Below are 18,354 nucleotides of genomic sequence, written 5' to 3' on the forward strand. Positions count from 1 at the left end.
CTACTATTCTCTCTTGCTCTCTCCTGTCATTACTGCGGATGCAATCATGTGAGCAAGTCTTAGTGCTTCTGGAATCAGAGAGTTTTTCCGGGTGATCTCTATCACCTCCCTGGCAACCTCTTCAGTAAGCCCAACAGCCTGATAATAAAGTTTTCCAGGAACAAGTTCGACAAGCTTGCCACTTTTTCTTAGAAGACTTATCCTAACTTCGTAGTCATCAAAATGCTTTTTCAGAGCTTCTTCCATAGCCTGAATATTGGGTTTCTTCCTTATGACAACAACCACTGGAAGGCCCGTCTCTCTAAAAACCCTATGAACGTCAACTATGTTAAAGCCAGCATAGGTTATTCCTTTAAGTAGGATTACTCTTAAATCCTTAAACCTTGAAGAGAGAACGGCATCAATAATGGCATCGGTCACATCCAGACCATCTATAGTTATCCACCTTGTGACAACGCCGAGAACATCGACAGAGCCCTTCATAACAACCCCAACAAGTATTACCCTCTCACCCCTAGCCTTCCACCTAAAGGTTCCATCGTCAAAACCTATGACCCTAACCTCCCTCTTCACTTTCCTTATCATCGCAGACCTAATTCAACATCAACCTTTAACGCATTAGCGGTGGTTAAAGTGATAGGAATAATATTTGCCGTGAAGATTAGGAAAGAAGACAACTACTTAATCCCAATAAACGACGAGCCCATGGTTAAAATAATCGAGAGAAGGCTAAGAGAGGCCAAAAGGATAGAAGACATAATAACACTTGTCAGAAAAGGCCAAGAAAAGAAATTTTCTTTGCATGTTTCCAACGTCAAACCGGTAAGGGCCAGGAATGTGATAGACGCCCTATTAGAAGGCCTTCCAAGTGGAGGAGATATATTCCTAATAGAAGGAAATAGACCCCTCGTTATGCCATTCCTAGTGAACTACCTAACCTCACTATATCTAGACGAGTTTGCAGATGCCATAATACCAAAATGGAAACATGGAAAAGCTGAAATCTTCCATGCAGTGTATAACGCAAGAGCACTCAAAAACGCCCTCGAGGGAATGAAAGCTGATGGAGTTACATCACTCTCAAAGTTGCCAGAATACATAGATGCTGAGTATGTAATAATAGAGAACCTAATTTCAAAAAATGAAAAGGTTTGGTGGAGCTTTTTCAGAGTGAAAACCTCAGAAGACTTAAGGAAAGTACTGGGAAGTGGTCTAATTTAAACAACGTATGGAAAAACAAAAATACCACTTAGTCTCATTTAATATCTGGCATGCCTCCCCTATTGTATAGATCTCATCCTTAAAAGGTGTCACAGATGGCAAGTTGGGAGAGAATAGTTGAAGGGGTCAAAAGCATAGCATTCATAAAAAGTAAAATAATGGCGAGAGGAAAGAGGATAGCACTCCTCGTTGATGGACCAAACATACTCAGGAAAGATCTTGGAGTACATCTAGAGGATATAGTTGAAGCCCTAAGCAAGTTAGGGAACATCAGGGTTGCCAAGGTTATTCTAAACCAATATGCCCCCCAAAGCTTAATCGAAGCAGTCTCAAACCAAGGTTTTGAACCCGTCATAGTCGCGGGGGAAATTGGAGTTAAGCTCGCTGTTGAGGCTATGAGAGAAGTTTACAACCCGAACATAGACATGATAGCCCTAGCAACGAGAAACACTGAATTCGTACCAATAATACTAAAGGCGAAGGAAAAGGGAAAAGAAACTGCAATAATTGGAGTAGAGCCCGGTCTGAGCTCAGCATTGAAACACGCGGCAGACTACGTGATAATACTTACCCCAAGAGGTGAGGGTGTTGAGGAAGGTTATAGCGAGGATACTGAAGAGGGAAGAAGAGGAAGAAGGGGAGAAAACAATAGGATTGATCATAGATGGACCCAACATTCTGAGGAAGGAGTTCGGAATAAAGCTTGAAGATATAAAGGCCGCCTTAGAGAAGATAGGGAAGATAAGAGTGGCTAAAGTTGTTCTTAATCAATATGCCCCCCAGGGGTTAATAGAAGCAGTTGTGAACCAAGGATTTGAGCCGATAATAGTTGCTGGAGACACAGATGTCAGAGTAGCAATAGAAGCTATGGAGCTCATTTACAACACAGACGTAGATGTGCTGGCCCTAGCAACCAGGGATGCAGACTTCCTACCCCTAATAAGCGAAGCAAAAAGGAAGGGAAAAGAAACCGTAATAATAGGAATAGAGCCCGGATTCTCAGTTGCACTTCAGAATGCAGCGGACTATATAATCAAGATGGAGAAAAAGGCTAATACTCAACACCCCTCCTCGCAAGAATCCCCTTCTGATAAGGATGCTTAACCTCCCTCATCTCGGTAACATAATCGGCAAAGGCATAAAGCTCCTCAGGACAGTACCTCCCCGTGAGTACAAGCTCAGTCTTCTCCGCCTTCGACTTTATAAGCTCTTTAACATCTTCAATACTTATTAATCCAAAAGCCACTGCAACGCATATCTCATCCAAGATAACAAGATCCCACTCACCACTCTTCACAACTTCCCTTGCTCTCTCCAAGGCTCTCTGAGCAGCTTCAATATCTTCCTTATCTGGCTTCCCGTGAACAAACTTTGGAGGACCATACGCCTCAATTCTGAAACCACACTTCTCGGCCATCTCATATTCTCCATAAACCTTCGGAGCCTTCATAAACTGGACTATAATAACCCTTCCCCCAGAACCCAGCATTCTAACGGCTAAACCTAAAGCTGCTGTAGTTTTTCCTTTTCCATTTCCCGTATAGATGTGTATCATCCCCAACTTATCCTTCCACATACAACCACCTCAGCCAGTATGCCCCTCATCACCTTTCAGCCGAGCGAGATTCATCACGGGACAAAGGATATAAGGGAGTATGGATAATTAAACCTTCTGGAGTAGAATGGTGGAAATAGTCCATCTAGGTTACTTTATAAGAGACTTAATAGTCCTTGCGACAACAACCACAGCAGCTCTCATAATAGTCCTATTAAGGAGAAAGGCAAAGGCTACCATGAAGTATAGGCCTTTCGGAATAGCAGCATTTTCGGCACTCCTAAGTTTTGTTCTGATTTCAATAGCCCAAGTAATTGGAGCTTTGATAAATACAACAATTCTTTTCCCGAAAATGGATTTTTGGCAAGCAATAAGATCTGTAATGCTCACCCTAGCATCATTCCTTCTCCTACTCTCTGTCATGATGTTCTACATCCCCTTCGGAAGAGGAAGGTATATGGTTCTGAAAGTAGCAACAGAGCCAACTTTAGAGTCCTGGGGCGGATACTACTGCGAAAGGGAAGAATGCTATGCAGCATTCAAAGAACTCTTAAATCTGAGATTACCTGGCATAGCCATAAGTAGAGACCCGCCAGAAATCTTCAGAGAAAAACTTAACCTAAAACTCACTCCCGTTATCTGGATATCAAAAGTCAAACACGAAGAGGCCGTTTCACCAACGAAGTTGGAATACCTCACCCAGAGGCTCGCAGACTTTATGAGAGGAGTTGAAATTGATAAAGTGATACTCATAGACTGCATAGATTACCTTATTTTGGAGAATGGAGAAAGAGCTGTTTTCAAATTCATAACAACTCTCAAAGATATGGCAACACTATACAGAGGAATTTTGATAGTGGCGGTAGAGAAAGAAACACTTTCAGAAAAAGCCTATAACTTTCTTACAAGCGAGCTAGATTCATTAGAAAAATTGAAGATAGATTTTTATGGTAGAAAGGAAAAAGAAAGTGCATGAAAGCTCCCGAGCTGGGGATAGAAATAGGAACATTTGAAAGAGGAAAAAGGAACAGCATAACTGACGTTAAAGGCGTCAAAGTTGGGCATGTAACACTTATAAAAGGAAAAGGAAAGTTAATCCCTGGGAAAGGGCCAGTAAGGACAGGAGTCACAGCAATTCTGCCCCACGAAGGGAACATATACAAGAAAAAGGTTCTCGGAGGAGCCTTTGTAATGAACGGCTACTCAAAGCCAGTAGGCTTAATCCAGCTCTGGGAGCTAGGAACTATAGAGACACCAATTATACTCACAAACACGCTAAGCATAGGAACAGCAATTGAAGGGCTGCTAGACTACATTCTGGAAGAAAATGAAGACATAGGGATTAAAACAGGCTCAGTCAATCCAATAGTCTTAGAATGCAATGACTCATACCTAAACGACATAAGAGGAAGGCACGTAAAGAGAGAACACGTTGTTGAGGCTATAAAAAACGCATCAGAGAACTTCGAAGAGGGGGCAGTCGGAGCTGGAACGGGAATGAGCGCCTTTGAGTTCAAGGGAGGAATAGGATCATCATCAAGGATAGTCGAAATTGAAGGGAAGAAGTACACGGTGGGTGCCCTCGTTCTTTCGAACTTCGGAAGGAGAGAAGACTTAACGATAGCAGGAGTTCCAGTTGGAATAGAGCTAAAAGACTGGCCAGGAAGAGGAGGAGAAGGAAAAGGGAGCATAATAATGATAATCGCAACGGACGCTCCATTAACCCACAGACAGCTTAACAGACTCGCCAAAAGGGCCATTGTAGGACTCGCCCGAACAGGAGGATATGCGTACAACGGAAGTGGAGACATAAGCCTAGCCTTTTCAACGGCCAACATAATAGAGCACTACGAGAAGGAAGAAATTGCAATAAAATCCCTTCCAGACCCAGTACTCTCCCCATTATTCAAAGCAACAGCAGAAGCAGTTGAAGAAGCCATAGTGAACTCCCTTTTAGAGGCCAGAACCCTAGATGGAAGAGACAACCACATTAGGTACAAACTTCCTGAGGATAAACTTATTGAAATAATGGAAAAGTATGGGAGGCTTAGATAGAGACCAATACATTGTTTTTATCTCTATTTTATGAGCTCGCACTTCCATTTCCTAGGAAGCGAGTTTCACAGCGAACCGCTGGATTTTCCATAGCTATTGATTAGGAAATAGTGATAAAAGTTTGGTATGGATTATCCCATTGGTGATATCATGACAAGGAAGCTCTACTATGAGGACGCCTACCTAAAAGAGGCCAAGGCAAAGGTTATTGAAATCCGAGAAAATGCTCTCCTACTCGATCAGACCATATTCTATCCAACAGGAGGAGGTCAGCCTCACGATAGAGGGTGGATAAATGGTGTTGAAGTGCTAGACGTTTACAAGGAAGGGGATAACGTTTGGCACGTGGTGAAGGAGCCAGAGAAGTTCAAAGTTGGAGATGAAGTAGAGCTCAAGATAGACTGGGATTACCGCTATAAACTTATGAGAATCCACTCAGCCCTCCATCTGCTCGAGCACGTTCTCAACGAAGTACTTGGCTATGGGAAGTGGGAGCTAGTAGGCAGTGGTATGAGCGTTGAGAAAGGAAGGTACGACATAGCTTATCCTGAAAACATCAATAAGTATAAGCAACAGATAATAGACCTATTCAACAAATACGTCGATGAAGGAGGAGAAATGAAGATCTGGTGGGAGGGGGAAACAAGATACACACAGATAAGAGACTTCGAGGTTATTCCCTGTGGTGGAACCCACGTTAGAGATATCAGCGAGATCGGCCACATAAAGAAGCTCAAGCGCTCCAGCATTGGAAAAGGAAAACAGAGGATAGAGATATGGCTCGAAGACAAGGCCTAGCTTTCTTTACAAAGTTTAATGCCTTCTAAAATCAAGAAGTAACACTTTTATTTCTTTTCTAAATTAGTACTCCTCATGATTGAGCTACATCCAAGCGAAATTGCAAGGTTCTTTGAACTCCAAGGGTGCCCAAGATTCATGAATCTTCTTCGAAAAAGGAAGGAAGGAGAACTGAAAGATGTTGAGTGGATTGTAAACAGAAAAGAAGCTGAGGGTAGAGAGCTAGCTAGATGGGGAAAGAACTTCGAGCTTGAAATCCTGCAAGAGCTAAAGAGAAAATTCGACTTTCAGTTTTACGCTTTCTTTAAAAGTAGTGACGATGATGTAACCCTCAGGTTCTTTCAGAGGTATTATCCAGATGGTATTGTGAGGTACCAAAAGGAAGAAGAAGCCCTCGACAAAGTAAAAGACCTCTTAAAACAGAAGGAAAACTTCCTGCTATATCAAGCTCCCCTTATTGGAAGCATTGGAAAGTTTAAGATTAAAGGCATTGCCGACTTTATTGTGAAAGTTAATGGAAAATACTACCTGCTCGAAGCCAAATTCACGAGGGAAGAGAAGCTACCCCACAGGATACAGGCCGTAATATACGGGATGTTGCTGAAGAATATAATTGATGGTGACTTAGAAATCTCCGTTGTTACAAAGGAAAACTTCCCGTGGCCAAAGAAGTTCTTGAAGTTTCCGGAGGATGTAACAGAAGTCATCCTGACTATCGAGGAAGAGCTGGACAAGGACATAAAAGACACTACTCCCTGGATCACGGCCAGATGCACAACTTGTCAATTTGAACCACTCTGTCTTTCAGAGGTCTTAAAGAAGGGAGATTTAGGCCTTCTTGGGATATCGCCTGGAGATAAAAGGATACTCGAGGAGGCAGGTATAAAAACAATTGAAGACCTCGCAAAGCTAGTAGAATTCTCATCAAATTCTCCCGTAGACTTTACTCCTCCAAAAGTTAAGGAACCGGAGAAGGTAAAGAATATAGTGGCCAAAACCGGTCTTAACATTATAAAACTATCGAGGATAGCACAGGCAGTAATACTTGAAAGGAAGGGAGATGCAAAAAGACTTTACATACCCGGGAGCGGGTACAACCTACCTAAGATAAGCGGATACGAGTACTCTCACTTAACCAAGGTCTTTCTCTACGTTCAAAAGAGCCCGATAACAGAAACTCTCCTCGCAATCTCCGCCCTTATCAAAGGAAAAGCCGGCAAAAAATATGTTGTAAGTATTGTTAAAGAGCCTCCAATCGATATTGAAACAGGCCTTGAGGAAGAGAAAAGAATGCTAAGCAAATTCTTTGAAGAACTGATAGACGCCATAAAGGATGTAACGCCTGGAAATGAAATATATCTCCATCTATACTTCTACACAAGGGGTCAAAGAGAAGACCTAGTTGATGCCCTAAGAAGGCATGAAACTCTCTGGTGGAGCGCTCCTATAAGGGCAATACTAAGCCTTAGAAAGGTCATCGACTGGGAAGGGTTCTCCATACTCAAAGACGAGCTCATAGACAGACATGCAATGCCCTTCGCCCAGGGACTGGGAATAGTTCCAGTTTCAATACAATTCGGCTACAGGTGGAACGACAATGAATCATTCAGAGATATGCTAATGATCCTAGCCAAAAAATCATCTGACGGTTCGATATCCCTAAAGAGACTCTACAGTGTGGCAGAGATTGATTCGATAAAGGAGTACTATCCAGTATTAAACAGAGATGATGACGAAATACCGTTCGCACTCTTCTGGAAAGCCCTAAAGGATGGTCATCGTGAGGATATAGAGGACATCCTAATGCAAATTGTCTCGGCTATGGAAAAGATAGAGGAAGAGATAGAGGAGGAGTATAAGGATTACTACGCCAGAAAAAGACCAATAAGAAAAGAGGAATTTGACAGATTTAATTTGCCAGAGAAAGACCTAGTTGGCGTTCTTATGGAGTACCTAGCGCTTGAGTTCGGGACAAGAAAAGGCCAATTAGAGAGATACTACCGATTGCCATTGGAAATAAGGGGATATTCGGAGGACTCTGCAATCTTGAAAGTCGAAAGAATTGAGAGAAAGGTTAAAGGAGAGTGCATAATCTACGGCAAGATAATGCTACCCGTTGAAGGGGGATTCAAAGATTATTCACCAGATGAAGTCCTGATAAACATCGATGAAGATTCTTGGGTGTCCGTCACTCCCATAGAGGCATTTGGACGGGAAGATCCTGCAAAGACCGTTAGAACTTCCCCACTGGGAGTCGTCGAGGGTATAAACTACAAAACCGGAGAGTTGATCTTGAAGATGATTAAAATAGGTGGGAAAAAGTTTGTTCTAAAGAAAAAAGAATTCAAGTGCTGGAACGGGAAGCTAGAGATTAGCGGAATAAAGATATCAGCTGGAAGTTATCTAGTACTCGACCCAGCTATAGACGAAGTTGGCATGTCAAAAGCTTATGAAGAACTTGAAAAAATCCAGAGAGAGGGTAAACACGCCATTTATATCTTCTTGAATAGCCTGTATAACGGGAACATCCAAGCGGATTACAGAATAAACATCTGGAGAAAAGAGGACATAGAAGAGATTCTAGGCAACCTCAACTATCTTAATGAAGAACAAAGAAAATTTGTAATGGACATTGAACATAGGCTCGTAACCCTTCAGGGACCACCTGGTACAGGAAAGACCTCAGGAGCGCTTGCACCGGCAATCCTTGCTAGGGCATACTCAAGCCTGAAACAGGGAAAGAATGCCCTCTTCATCGTTACCGGACTCTCACATAGAGCAGTTAATGAAGCCCTAATAAAGACGCACAAACTCCTCGAAAAACTAAAAGGAACGTTTAAGGAACTGAAACACGTTGAACTCGTCAGAGGAGTTGCGGGTGAGGAAGCTGTTGAGGCAATAAAGAAGGAGCTACCAATGAAGAACATCAAGTTTAAGTATCAAAAGCTTGATATTGATGTAAACTCTAGGTCGTTCCTTCCAAAGGTCACAATTCTCTTCGCAACCCCTCAAACTGCTTACAGACTCGCTGGAGATACACCCAGAGACTTAGTAGTTATTGATGAAGCCAGTATGATTGATCTTCCAATGTTCTTCCTGGCAACCTCAAAAGCTAGAGGCCAAGTTCTACTCGTTGGAGACCATAGACAAATGCAACCAATTCAGGTTCACGAATGGGAGCTGGAAGATAGAAAAACCATTGAAGAACATCTCCCGTTTCTATCGGCGTTGAACTTCATAAGGTTCCTAAGAGGAGAGCTCGAAGAGAGGGAACTTAAGAGGTTCAAGAGAATTTTAGGAAGAGATCCCCCAGAATGGAGGGAGAAGAGCAAGGATGAAGTACTCCCACTGCACAGACTCAAGGAAACTTACAGACTTCCACAGGCCCTCGCCAAGTTACATTCCGAACTCTTCTATTCATTTGACGGGATAGAGCTTAGAAGTAATAAAAAACTCAATGAAAACGTCATTAAGGCCCTAAGAAGTGCCGGGAGTACTGAATTCCTAAAGTTCATCCTCGATCCAGACTATCCAGTAATTCTCGTTGTCCATGGAGAATCATCCTCAACCAAGGTAAACGAGTTTGAGGCTTCACTCGTTGAGGAAATAGTAAGGGCAATAAAAGAGGTCGACGTGGGAGTTGTTGTTCCATACAGAGCCCAGAAGAGGATTATAAGGGAAAAAGTTAACGTCCAGGTTGACACCGTCGAAAGGTTCCAGGGTGGAGAGAAGGACGTCATAATAGTTTCAATGACATCAAGCGACCCCGCATATCTCATGAAGGTCATGGACTTCATATACAACCCAAACAGACTCAACGTTGCAGGTAGTAGGGCCAAAGAAAAGCTAATCCTAATAGCCTCAAGAACACTCTTCACTCTCTCCCCAAGGGATTTGGAGAGCTTTGAACTGATGAGACCATGGAAGAGGTTTTATGTGAAGATGAGAGAAAACGGTGAAAAGATCAAAACAAGCATACGGGAAATACCAGTAGAGGTATACAGATGGCATTAGGCCAGAATTTTAGAATATATGTATCGAAGAGGCCTTAAACGTTATGTACACTTCTTTCCCCTCACTTATCCCCATTTCTATCATTGAGGATCTCGTTATAAAAGCCTTAAAAGGAATCCCCTCTACCTCAACAGTAACCCTAACGAGGGCACCCAAGTCCTCAATAGAGACTACCTTCCCCCTAAATTCGTTTCTTGCTGAAGTTCTAATTCTTTCAGTGGAGAGAACTATATCCTCAGGTCGTATGCCAATCCTAACCTTTCCCTTAACCTCCCGAGGTAGTTCTATTTTTATGCCCCCAACTTTTAACACCCTCCCCTCCGCCTGTCCTTCCAATATGTTCTCAAACCCTAAGAACTTACCAACTTCCTCAGTCTTCGGCCTCGAGAATACTTCGGTAACTTTTCCAACCTGAACAAGTTTTCCATTCAGCATTACTCCAACTCTATCACCAAGTGAAATTGCCTCTTCAAAAGAGTGTGTTACATGAATTGCCGTAAAGTTCAGCTCCTTCCTCCACCTTTTCATCTCTTTAATAAGTCTTGATCTTGTTTGAACGTCAAGGTTCGCAAAGGGTTCGTCCATAAGGATTAAGGGAGGCTCTATTACAAGGGCTCTCGCAATGGCAACCCTCTGTTGCTCACCACCACTAAGTGTCGTCGGTTTCCTGTGAAGCAGGTTCGCTATTCCAAGTATCTCGGCAATTTCTTCAACCCTTTTCTTAATCTCCTCCCTGGGAACCTTTCTAATCTTCAGCCCAAAGGCTATGTTGTCAAAAACTGTCATGTGGGGGAAGAGAGCATAATTCTGAGGGATGTACGCCAGCCCCCTCTTTTCTGGGGGAAGATTAGTAACATCCCTCCCGTTCAGTAAAATTTTACCCTCATCGGGCTCTATTATTCCAGCTATTATCTCAAGCAACACAGTCTTACCAGCACCGCTAGGCCCTAGGATTATGAAATACTCCCCCCTCTTAACACTGAATGTTATCCCCCTCAGCCTGAATTCTTTCCAATCCTTCGAAACGTTTTCCACGCTCAGCATAGTATCACCTTGAGGCCTTACCTACCAGCCATCTAAGGAGTATGAATATCGTGAGGCTCATCGCTATTAGAATCACAGATATCGGCCTGGAAGCTCTAAGCCCATAGTTGTTGAAGTACTCCATAACAAGAATTTGTGCCGTTTTTGGATAGTAAGCAACTATTAAGACAGCCCCGACTTCACTTATCGCTCTGGCCCAAGCCATGATCCCACCACTTGCAATCGAGGGGAGAGCCATTGGGAGGGCTACTGAAAAGAAGGCCCTAAGCCTAGAAGCTCCAAGTGTTCTTGCAACGTACTCAAGCTTTTCATCTACCGCAAGAAATCCATCTCTAGCAGCATTGACCGCAAACGGGGCAGATACAAAAAGCATTGCAGCAACTATTCCCTTATAACTGTCTAATATTGCCGTTGAGAAAGTTACCAAGAGCATTATTCCAACAACCGAGTGAGGAATGACCACTGGAACATCAATTAAAGCCTGCACTATGCTCTTCCCCCTAAATTCCTTCCTTGCAAGCACGTAACCCAGGGGCACTCCAAAGAAAACTGACAGGATTGCAGTTGCAGTTGCGGTGATTACAGAGTTTCGAAGGGCCTCCCTCACAAGAGGGTCATGAATTGTCTTCACAAGCATTTCAAAGTCATAAGCCTGCTTAATGAAAATCACCACTAATGGAAGGGCTATGAACACCACAAGGAAGCTCCCCATCCCTGCAAAGAAATATAGTGTGTATTCCTTCCTCATCGCTCGCTAATGCGCTAAAAAATTTTTAAACCTTGCTTGATGTTAAACACAATTGTTAAATATAAAAATAGAGGGAGATCACTCAGAAGAAACTTTAACAAGCCCCCTAATTTCCTCAGGAACATTTCCAAAGGCCACGGGTGGGTTTATGAAATCCTGATAATTCTCTCTGAATATTCTCTGACCGGTCTCTCCAAGCAGGAATTTCAGAAATTCAATTGCCAAGTCCCTGTTTGGAGCGTCCTTTAGAACTGTAACTCCATAAACTATCGGCTTTGCCTTTATCGTCTTCCCCGTAGAGCCCAAAGTTATTGAAACCTGACCATAAAAGTCAGCTTTGCTAAAGTCCCTAAGGTTTATCTCATCGGGCAGGGTTATATACTTGAGATGATGCTGCTCAGCGACACTCTTATATATGAAGAAGTAATCCAAGCTTCCACTCTCAACAAGGGCCACCAGGTCAGTTTCCTTAGGCCTTATGACAACTCTCCTATCCTTGACCTCAATCTCCTTTGGAGCAAATATGTGAGTCCCATTCGCGTAGATGTTGGTAGTCTTCTCAACGAGAGTTTCAAATATCGGCTTCTTGTAGTAGAGGTCTGCAAGCTTCATGACCATAACACTTCTATACCCACACGGATCCTGATTTGGATCAGAAAACCCGAACCTAACATCAGGCCTTGCAAGAATCTCGTACCACTTGTCTGGGTTCTTAAGCATCTCATCCGCATACTTGCTCTTATCCGTGAAGGCTATAACTATCTCGTTTGTCGCAAAGAGAACGTAGAAGTCGGTGTAGTTAGGTACCATGAGTTGGGGAATTAGGGTGTAGTCAGCAACCGCAACTATATCAGCCTTCCTCCCCAGGTCAGTAACCTTCCTAACAGCCTTCACACTTCCGCTGGCCTCATCTTGAAATGTCACCTTAACCCCAAAGTTCTCCTCCGCATATTTTGCAAACTCCTTCTCAAGCTGCTGGAACGGAACGCTCAAGGAACCTGCATGAAATATTATAAGCTTAGCTTCTTTTATTCCTCCGCCTTCAGACTTCGTCGTGGCTTCTGAACCTATGCAACCAAGGCTTAGAACAACCCCAAGGAGAAGGAGTAGTACAATGGCCCTCCTCATAGCTAGCCCCCAACTGAGTGCCAGGGTATCAAATTTAAGAATTTCGTTAAATTTACCTAATTGTTAAATAAAGTAATTTAACTAAAAATTTTCGGAGGAAACGTTTTAATCCCTCCAGCAAAGTTTAATGGGGGATTCTCATGAGGCTAGCCCTCATAGATGGCGAGCACTATCCTGATGTTAACAGGTGGGCCCTGGATAAAATAAAGCCCTGCTGTGCAGTCTTCGTCGGAGGAATCGAGAAGATTGGAGGGATAGAGGACGTTGAAAGGGCTCTTGGAGTCAAGCTCTATCATGATACCGATGTGTTTAAAGCCCTGGAGAAGGCATTGAAAGAAAATAGAATTAAAGAAGTTATAGACCTAAGCGACGAGCCCGTTTTAACCCCTGAACTGAGATTCAAGATAGCATCATTTCTCCTAAGAAGGGGAGTATCGTACAGAGGAGCAGACTTTGAGTTCAAACCAAAGGAATGGATCAAAGTTGATGTACCTTCAATCAACATAATAGGAACGGGTAAGAGAGTAGGCAAAACATCCGTAGGAGCCTTCGTTGGCAGAACCCTGAAGGAACTCTACAATGTCGTCATAGTGACCATGGGCAGAGGAGGGCCTGAAAAGCCAGAGGTCATCAGAGGAGACCTCATAGAGATAACCCCAGAATACCTTCTTAGAGTAGCTGAAGAAGGAAAGCACGCTGCATCAGACCACTTCGAAGATGCCCTAATGGCAGGAGTCGCGACAGTTGGTTGCAGAAGGTGTGGAGGAGGGCTTGCGGGATTTTCATTCTTTGACATAATAAAGGAAGGAATAGAAGTAGCAAAGTCCCTGAACCCTGAGATAATAATCCTCGAAGGTTCTGGCCCAACATTTGCAAACGTTCTAGCGGATGGATTCATAACAGTTGTAAGCGCCGTTCAAGGCATTGAAAAGGTTAAGAGCTACTTCGGCCCTCTAAGAATCGCCCTTGCAGACATAGTAGTAGTGACAATGGCCGATTCCTCGCCCGAGAATGCAGAAAAGATAGTCAAGGCTGTGAGAGAGATAAACCCAGACGCTGACATCCACGTTACAAGGTTTGCCCCAAGACTCATAGGAAGCGTAGAAGGAAAAGCATTCGTGGCAACAACATCATGGGAATCAGCAAGAAAGATTTCTGAGGAATTAAACAGGCTAGGCTTGGAGATAGTAGCATTCTCAGGAAATCTGGCAAACAGAAGAAAGCTTATGGAGGAGCTGAAGAAGGCCAGCTATGACACGATGATAGTAGAGCTAAAGGCCGGAGCCGTTGACGTCGCGGTAAGGGATGCACTTTCCAAAGGAAAGAAGGTCGTATTCCTAGACAACGAGCCAAGAAACATCGATGGCAAAAGCCTTGCAACTGCAGTAAAAGATTTAGCCAGGAGGGTAGTCAATGATAAGGGTCGTTGAAAAGGACGGCAAAATAGCATTGCCCTTCTCGAGAGGCATCCTCACCAGGTCAATAACATCCGTGGGAATAGACGTTGATCTCGCATACGCAATAGCAATAGAGGTTCAGGAAGAACTAAAGAAGGGAGGCAAAACCATTGTAACGAAAGACGAGATAAGAAGGCTGACTTATCAAAAATTAATAGAGAAGGGGTTCAAGGAAGAAGCAAGAAGGTATCTATTCTGGAGAAGATTCAGAAAGATGAAAATCCCATTAATAATTCTCCTCGGCGGCCCGACTGGAGTTGGAAAGTCAACAATAGCCACAGAGCTAGCCTTCAGACTTGGAATAAGAAGCGTGATAGGAACGGATACAATAAGAGAGGTCATGAGAAAAATAATAACACCAGAACTCCTTCCAACAATTCACACATCAACATTCCTCGCATGGAAAGAGCTCAAAGGAACAGTCGAAGGTTCCCCAATAATAGCGGGATTTGAAAGCCAGGTAAGTGCAGTAACAGTTGGAATAAACGCCGTGATCCAAAGGGCAAGAAGAGAAGGGCTTAACGCCATAATAGAGGGGATCCACGTTGTCCCTGGCTTCGTCGACATGAAGCACGAGATGACGTTCATGTATATGATAGTTGCAAAAAGTAGAGAAGACCTGGAAGCTAGGTTCTACGAAAGAACGAGATACAGCAAAAGATCCGCAGAGTACTACATCTCACACTTAGATTCCATAATGGAAATCCAAGAGTACCTAATAGGAAAGGCCAGAGAGCATAACGTACCAATAATAGAGAACATCGAACTTGAAAGCACGATAGCAAAAATAATGCAGGACATAATGGAAAAAACACTCGAAATTATGAAGAAAAAAGGCCTCGACATGTTAGAGGAACCTTAGGGACACGTCACCATAAATCACGGCCTTCTTACTGCCATCCTCAAGTCTAACAATGAGCCTCCCATAATCATCAACATCCTCAGCAACTCCAACTACTTCACCATCCCCCACAACCTTCACCGGAACACCCAGTATCATTAACTCCCTAGCCAGCTCAAGGATCGTTCTTGGAGATTCCATGAAAACCTTATACAGCTCATCAAGGTTCTCTATCAACGATTTGAATACATTGGTCAAAGCAAGCTCAGACCCAAGATAAAGTTTCATCGAAGTTCCATTCTCAGGAGCATCGTTGTTAACATTGAGACCTATCCCTAAGATAACTCTTTTTCCCTTTTTTTCGACAAGTATCCCGGCTATTTTCTTAAAATCAACAAGAACATCGTTTGGCCACTTTATCCTTGCTGGTACTGAAAATTCCTCAAGGGTCCTAACAACGGCCACCGCGCCCAGGAAAGTTATCTTGGGTAGGTCTTCCATGGAAACATTAGGTTGCAAGATAACACTAAGCCACAAGCCTCCCCTAGGAGATTCCCATTTCCTGTTTAATCTTCCATGTCCACTGATCTGGACATCGGCCACTATCACAGTCCCCTCTTCAAACTTCTCGGACTTAGCTACATCGTTTGTTGAAGAAATTTCCTGAAAGTAAACAACTTTTTTCCCAATGAGAGAGGTTTTTAGTCCGAGCATATATTAAAATGACCGCAAGGTTTATAAAAATCCTCCTTCACCATAACTTTCGAGGGTGGGGCGGTAGCTCAGCCTGGGAGAGCACCGGACTGAAGATCCGGGTGTCGGGGGTTCAAATCCCCCCCGCCCCACCAGCAAGTGCGGTGGTAGTCTAGCCTGGTCTAGGACGCCGGCCTTCCGAGCCGGCGACCCGGGTTCAAATCCCGGCCACCGCACCACAATTTTCAAAACAACATCATTTTCTTCCAGAATTGCACTCTTTTAGGGATTCTATTGTTAAAAGTAAACTGAACAGGAGTGTACATGTCCTCGAATTTTTTCGGTTTTTGGTGTTTTGGGTTGTTTTTAGTTTTACTCTTCTCTAAGCCCTTTACTTCAAAATTAACTCCTCGAGAGTGGATTGGAGGGCTTTAGTAATCAATCGTTAGAATATTACAATCCGTAATAATTAATCCAAAAAACCATCACGAAATTTTTTCAAAATTTTTAGTAGAACCACTAGAACCCTCCAAAAACCCTAAACATTATGGAAACCTAGAGTTTTAGAGAACACTCTACCCTCACGCCCGGATTTTGAGTTTACTCTTATGATTGACCATTGGAGTTTAACACTATTCAAAACTTACTTGAGGGTAGAGGATTCACAAGGCGTTGTTTTGGATGATAGAACGGTTTAGAGTTCTCTTCTCTAGGCATTCATCCAACTCTAAAAAGCCCCCCTCACAAAAACCTTATAAAAAATCAAGGCAGGAAAATACTACAAAAACAAAAAACACCAAAAAAGCCCCCTGTTCCAATAAGACTATAAGAGAATTGAAAGCAAGAGGATCCAGAAGCCAGCTGATGAGCGTCTCTGGGTTCCAGTTCCAATAAGACTATAAGAGAATTGAAAGGGGGCTGTTAAAAGGGCTGAAAAAGAGGCTATGGGGGTTCCAATAAGACTATAAGAGAATTGAAAGATTCGCCAGAAAAGCCGAAGAAGAACTCAAAACCTTCGTTCCAATAAGACTATAAGAGAATTGAAAGCTCTTAAACTGACTTATTATCTCAGATTTGGCTCCAGGTTCCAATAAGACTATAAGAGAATTGAAAGTATTTTCAACAAATAAGACATAGAAAGCAAGAGCTTTATGTTCCAATAAGACTATAAGAGAATTGAAAGGAACTGTGCTGGCTCGGAGAGCTTCTTGCGGCCGGCGGTTCCAATAAGACTATAAGAGAATTGAAAGTGGGCTCGATTTCATCCCATGGGGGCTACTGATAATCGTTCCAATAAGACTATAAGAGAATTGAAAGAGGGCTGTTCGTAGACTACTGGACGGGCCGCCTTTGCGTTCCAATAAGACTATAAGAGAATTGAAAGAACTTCTTACACATTTCATCAAATTCAGCAAATTTTGAGTTCCAATAAGACTAAAAAAGAATTGAAAGGTGGAATCCTATCAATTTTCGTTCGCGGAGGCTCTAGTTCCAATAAGACTAAAAAAGAATTGAAAGTCATAGATAAGGGATTCTCCCTCATGGTATCTTGTCATGTTCCAATAAGACTAAAAAAGAATTGAAAGCTCTTCCTTACCAGTCTGTCTGTCCTTGTAGACCGCCCGTTCCAATAAGACTAAAAAAAGAATTGAAAGCCAGGTGTTGGAGGAGATGGGGAGGGCTTCTTTAGGGGTTCCAATAAGACTAAAAAAGAATTGAAAGTCAAGTTGCTACCCAAGTCTTGTATCACTCCAAGACCGTTCCAATAAGACTAAAAAAGAATTGAAAGGAGTTACTCTCAGTGTCCTGGACATCCACTGCAATCAGTTCCAATAAGACTATAAGAGAATTGAAAGTCCCACTTGGGTGGACACTTGGAGGCAAAACGGTAAAGTTCCAATAAGACTATAAGAGAATTGAAAGTTGGAACGAACACAGCAACGCTAATCTCAGTGCCCTTACTGACATCACTGTTCCAATAAGACTATAAGAGAATTGAAAGAGGCCCTGAGCCTTACGAACTGCTTGCCATTAACCTCGTTCCAATAAGGCTAAAAAAGAATTGAAAGATACAGACTAATAGCCGACGTGGGCGACGGGCTGTTGTTCCAATAAGACTAAAAAAGAATTGAAAGAACATCGTTCACTCTCACCTTCTTGTTAAACTCCTCGTCGTTCCAATAAGACTATAAGAGAATTGAAAGTTGAATGTGGTGGGGATCGTGAAAGTCAAATTGTTGATATACGGTGACAAGGACAAGATTAAAATTCTACGTGAAAAACTGAAGGGCATCAGTTCAATAACGTCAGTGAATATTGGTGTTGACATTACTAAACTCGTCGTTGACGTCTATGAGATGATAAACTCGCATGTTAATTTGGACGAAATTCTTGAAAGTGTTTTTGGTGAGTTGTGTGAGAACAACGTATTGTGCAACGTTTGTGATTTTAGTGGTGTTTTGGAATTTGTAAAAGTCAGTGTTGAGAAATGGAATGGGGAGAGGGTCGTTGTCGTCAGGCCCGTTGTTGATGGTGTTCTTGGTGAGTGCATCCTGTATGACCTTGCGTGTGAATTAATGTTAGAGGATTATATTATTGAGGATTATAACGGTGGTTCTGATGCAATTGTTATTTTTGAAGACGACGTGTTCCCTTCCTCTCTTAATGAGGTCGCCGAAGATATTATCAAGATGTTGAAAAGTTTTGGTTGACATGTGTTGTTCTAATAAGACTATAACAGAATTGTGAAAGCCAAGAAAATTTAGAAAGAGGAACAGTAAAGAAAAATAAGTTGAAAAGT

The 18,354-nt window shown here is 42.7% G+C and carries 16 protein-coding genes, 2 tRNA genes, 1 other RNA gene and 1 CRISPR repeat array; of the genes, 12 read left to right on the forward strand and 7 right to left on the reverse strand.

The genetic code is table 11. The annotated features are described in order from the left end of the window. Positions 1-3: 3 nt before the first annotated feature. Positions 4-585, reverse strand: a complete 582-nt coding sequence (locus PY04_RS00770; RefSeq protein WP_048055857.1) for a DUF99 family protein — start codon at positions 583-585, stop codon at positions 4-6. A 48-nt stretch (positions 586-633) separates the two neighbouring features. Here PY04_RS00770 and PY04_RS00775 point away from each other — a divergent pair, with 48 nt between their 5' ends. The 3 genes from PY04_RS00775 to PY04_RS00785 all read left to right on the forward strand — a co-directional run bounded on the left by PY04_RS00775 (position 634) and on the right by PY04_RS00785 (position 2,325). Then, positions 634-1,221: a molybdenum cofactor guanylyltransferase gene (locus tag PY04_RS00775; RefSeq protein ID WP_014733278.1), complete on the forward strand. Its 588-nt coding sequence runs from the start codon at positions 634-636 to the stop codon at positions 1,219-1,221. 95 nt (positions 1,222-1,316) lie between these two features. After that, positions 1,317-1,928 (forward strand): TIGR00288 family NYN domain-containing protein, encoded by a 612-nt coding sequence (locus PY04_RS00780; RefSeq protein WP_014733279.1) that lies wholly within the window; start codon positions 1,317-1,319, stop codon positions 1,926-1,928. Beyond that, entirely contained in the window at positions 1,810-2,325 is a 516-nt protein-coding gene (locus tag PY04_RS00785) for a TIGR00288 family NYN domain-containing protein (RefSeq protein ID WP_081482806.1), read from the forward strand. Before PY04_RS00780 ends, PY04_RS00785 begins: the two co-directional genes overlap by 119 nt. On the opposite strand, the gene cobO is transcribed toward PY04_RS00785, so the two are convergent. Further along, positions 2,273-2,797, reverse strand: coding sequence for a cob(I)yrinic acid a,c-diamide adenosyltransferase (gene cobO / locus PY04_RS00790; RefSeq protein WP_014733281.1), 525 nt, complete (start codon positions 2,795-2,797; stop codon positions 2,273-2,275). The two genes, PY04_RS00785 and cobO, sit on opposite strands and share 53 nt — an antisense overlap. A 6-nt stretch (positions 2,798-2,803) precedes the next feature. Then, positions 2,804-2,857: C/D box small nucleolar RNA (locus PY04_RS09430), an RNA gene on the reverse strand. Between the two features lie 49 nt (positions 2,858-2,906). On the opposite strand from PY04_RS09430, the gene PY04_RS00795 reads away from it, so the two are divergent. The 4 genes from PY04_RS00795 to PY04_RS00810 all read left to right on the forward strand — a co-directional run bounded on the left by PY04_RS00795 (position 2,907) and on the right by PY04_RS00810 (position 9,643). Then, positions 2,907-3,752 carry a DUF835 domain-containing protein gene (locus PY04_RS00795; protein ID WP_048056168.1) on the forward strand — a complete coding sequence of 282 codons (846 nt, stop codon included), beginning with the start codon at positions 2,907-2,909 and terminating at the stop codon, positions 3,750-3,752. After that, positions 3,749-4,831, forward strand: coding sequence for a P1 family peptidase (locus PY04_RS00800; protein WP_048055859.1), 1,083 nt, complete (start codon positions 3,749-3,751; stop codon positions 4,829-4,831). The genes PY04_RS00795 and PY04_RS00800 overlap by 4 nt, the downstream gene beginning before the upstream one ends. 150 nt (positions 4,832-4,981) lie before the next feature. Next, the gene (locus tag PY04_RS00805; RefSeq protein WP_014733284.1) at positions 4,982-5,629 is read left to right on the forward strand and encodes an alanyl-tRNA editing protein; all 648 of its coding nucleotides are present in this window, start codon (positions 4,982-4,984) and stop codon (positions 5,627-5,629) included. A gap of 75 nt (positions 5,630-5,704) precedes the next feature. After that, positions 5,705-9,643, forward strand: coding sequence for a bifunctional RecB family nuclease/DEAD/DEAH box helicase (locus PY04_RS00810; protein WP_048055860.1), 3,939 nt, complete (start codon positions 5,705-5,707; stop codon positions 9,641-9,643). Positions 9,644-9,652: 9 nt separating this feature from the next. Here the strand turns inward: PY04_RS00810 and wtpC are convergent, their stop codons facing one another. The 3 genes from wtpC to wtpA form a co-directional block, all read right to left on the reverse strand. Then, the gene (wtpC, locus tag PY04_RS00815; RefSeq protein ID WP_014733286.1) at positions 9,653-10,687 is read right to left on the reverse strand and encodes a tungstate ABC transporter ATP-binding protein WtpC; all 1,035 of its coding nucleotides are present in this window, start codon (positions 10,685-10,687) and stop codon (positions 9,653-9,655) included. A gap of 4 nt (positions 10,688-10,691) precedes the next feature. Further along, positions 10,692-11,435: a tungstate ABC transporter permease WtpB gene (wtpB, locus tag PY04_RS00820; protein ID WP_048055861.1), complete on the reverse strand. Its 744-nt coding sequence runs from the start codon at positions 11,433-11,435 to the stop codon at positions 10,692-10,694. A 78-nt stretch (positions 11,436-11,513) separates the two neighbouring features. After that, entirely contained in the window at positions 11,514-12,563 is a 1,050-nt protein-coding gene (gene wtpA / locus PY04_RS00825) for a tungstate ABC transporter substrate-binding protein WtpA (protein WP_014733288.1), read from the reverse strand. Between the two features lie 140 nt (positions 12,564-12,703). Between wtpA and PY04_RS00830 the strand changes: the two genes are divergently transcribed. Beyond that, on the forward strand, positions 12,704-13,993 hold the full coding sequence (locus tag PY04_RS00830; RefSeq protein WP_014733289.1) for a 2,3-phosphoglycerate synthetase: 1,290 nt from the start codon (positions 12,704-12,706) through the stop codon (positions 13,991-13,993). Further along, complete coding sequence (locus PY04_RS00835; RefSeq protein WP_014733290.1) at positions 13,977-14,882, forward strand: 2-phosphoglycerate kinase; 906 nt, start codon at positions 13,977-13,979, stop codon at positions 14,880-14,882. Before PY04_RS00830 ends, PY04_RS00835 begins: the two co-directional genes overlap by 17 nt. On the opposite strand, the gene PY04_RS00840 is transcribed toward PY04_RS00835, so the two are convergent. Further along, positions 14,868-15,575, reverse strand: a complete 708-nt coding sequence (locus PY04_RS00840) for a biotin--[acetyl-CoA-carboxylase] ligase (protein ID WP_014733291.1) — start codon at positions 15,573-15,575, stop codon at positions 14,868-14,870. The two genes, PY04_RS00835 and PY04_RS00840, sit on opposite strands and share 15 nt — an antisense overlap. Before the next feature lie 57 nt (positions 15,576-15,632). On the opposite strand from PY04_RS00840, the gene PY04_RS00845 reads away from it, so the two are divergent. The 3 genes from PY04_RS00845 (at position 15,633) to PY04_RS00855 (ending at position 18,265) form a co-directional block, all read left to right on the forward strand. Beyond that, a tRNA-Phe gene (locus PY04_RS00845) sits at positions 15,633-15,709 on the forward strand. A 6-nt stretch (positions 15,710-15,715) separates the two neighbouring features. Beyond that, a tRNA-Gly gene (locus PY04_RS00850) sits at positions 15,716-15,793 on the forward strand. Between the two features lie 572 nt (positions 15,794-16,365). Then, a CRISPR array of direct repeats spans positions 16,366-17,758; the repeat unit is 30 nt; unit sequence GTTCCAATAAGACTATAAGAGAATTGAAAG. A gap of 18 nt (positions 17,759-17,776) precedes the next feature. Beyond that, positions 17,777-18,265: a hypothetical protein gene (locus PY04_RS00855; protein ID WP_014733292.1), complete on the forward strand. Its 489-nt coding sequence runs from the start codon at positions 17,777-17,779 to the stop codon at positions 18,263-18,265. The last annotated feature ends 89 nt before the right edge of the window (positions 18,266-18,354 follow it).

This window comes from Pyrococcus sp. ST04 (assembly GCF_000263735.1).
Taxonomy (GTDB): domain Archaea; phylum Methanobacteriota_B; class Thermococci; order Thermococcales; family Thermococcaceae; genus Pyrococcus.

Excerpts from the sequence above, each read along its gene's own strand:
- PY04_RS00805 (WP_014733284.1), top strand. The coding sequence starts at position 4,982 with ATGACAAGGAAGCTCTACTATGAGGACGCCTACCTAAAAGAGGCCAAG.
- PY04_RS00830 (WP_014733289.1), top strand. The coding sequence starts at position 12,704 with ATGAGGCTAGCCCTCATAGATGGCGAGCACTATCCTGATGTTAACAGG.
- PY04_RS00835 (WP_014733290.1), top strand. The coding sequence starts at position 13,977 with ATGATAAGGGTCGTTGAAAAGGACGGCAAAATAGCATTGCCCTTCTCG.
- wtpB (WP_048055861.1), bottom strand. The coding sequence starts at position 11,435 with ATGAGGAAGGAATACACACTATATTTCTTTGCAGGGATGGGGAGCTTC.
- PY04_RS00800 (WP_048055859.1), top strand. The coding sequence starts at position 3,749 with ATGAAAGCTCCCGAGCTGGGGATAGAAATAGGAACATTTGAAAGAGGA.
- wtpA (WP_014733288.1), bottom strand. The coding sequence starts at position 12,563 with ATGAGGAGGGCCATTGTACTACTCCTTCTCCTTGGGGTTGTTCTAAGC.
- PY04_RS00840 (WP_014733291.1), bottom strand. The coding sequence starts at position 15,575 with ATGCTCGGACTAAAAACCTCTCTCATTGGGAAAAAAGTTGTTTACTTT.
- wtpC (WP_014733286.1), bottom strand. The coding sequence starts at position 10,687 with ATGCTGAGCGTGGAAAACGTTTCGAAGGATTGGAAAGAATTCAGGCTG.
- cobO (WP_014733281.1), bottom strand. The coding sequence starts at position 2,797 with ATGTGGAAGGATAAGTTGGGGATGATACACATCTATACGGGAAATGGA.
- PY04_RS00780 (WP_014733279.1), top strand. The coding sequence starts at position 1,317 with ATGGCAAGTTGGGAGAGAATAGTTGAAGGGGTCAAAAGCATAGCATTC.
- PY04_RS00770 (WP_048055857.1), bottom strand. The coding sequence starts at position 585 with ATGATAAGGAAAGTGAAGAGGGAGGTTAGGGTCATAGGTTTTGACGAT.
- PY04_RS00810 (WP_048055860.1), top strand. The coding sequence starts at position 5,705 with ATGATTGAGCTACATCCAAGCGAAATTGCAAGGTTCTTTGAACTCCAA.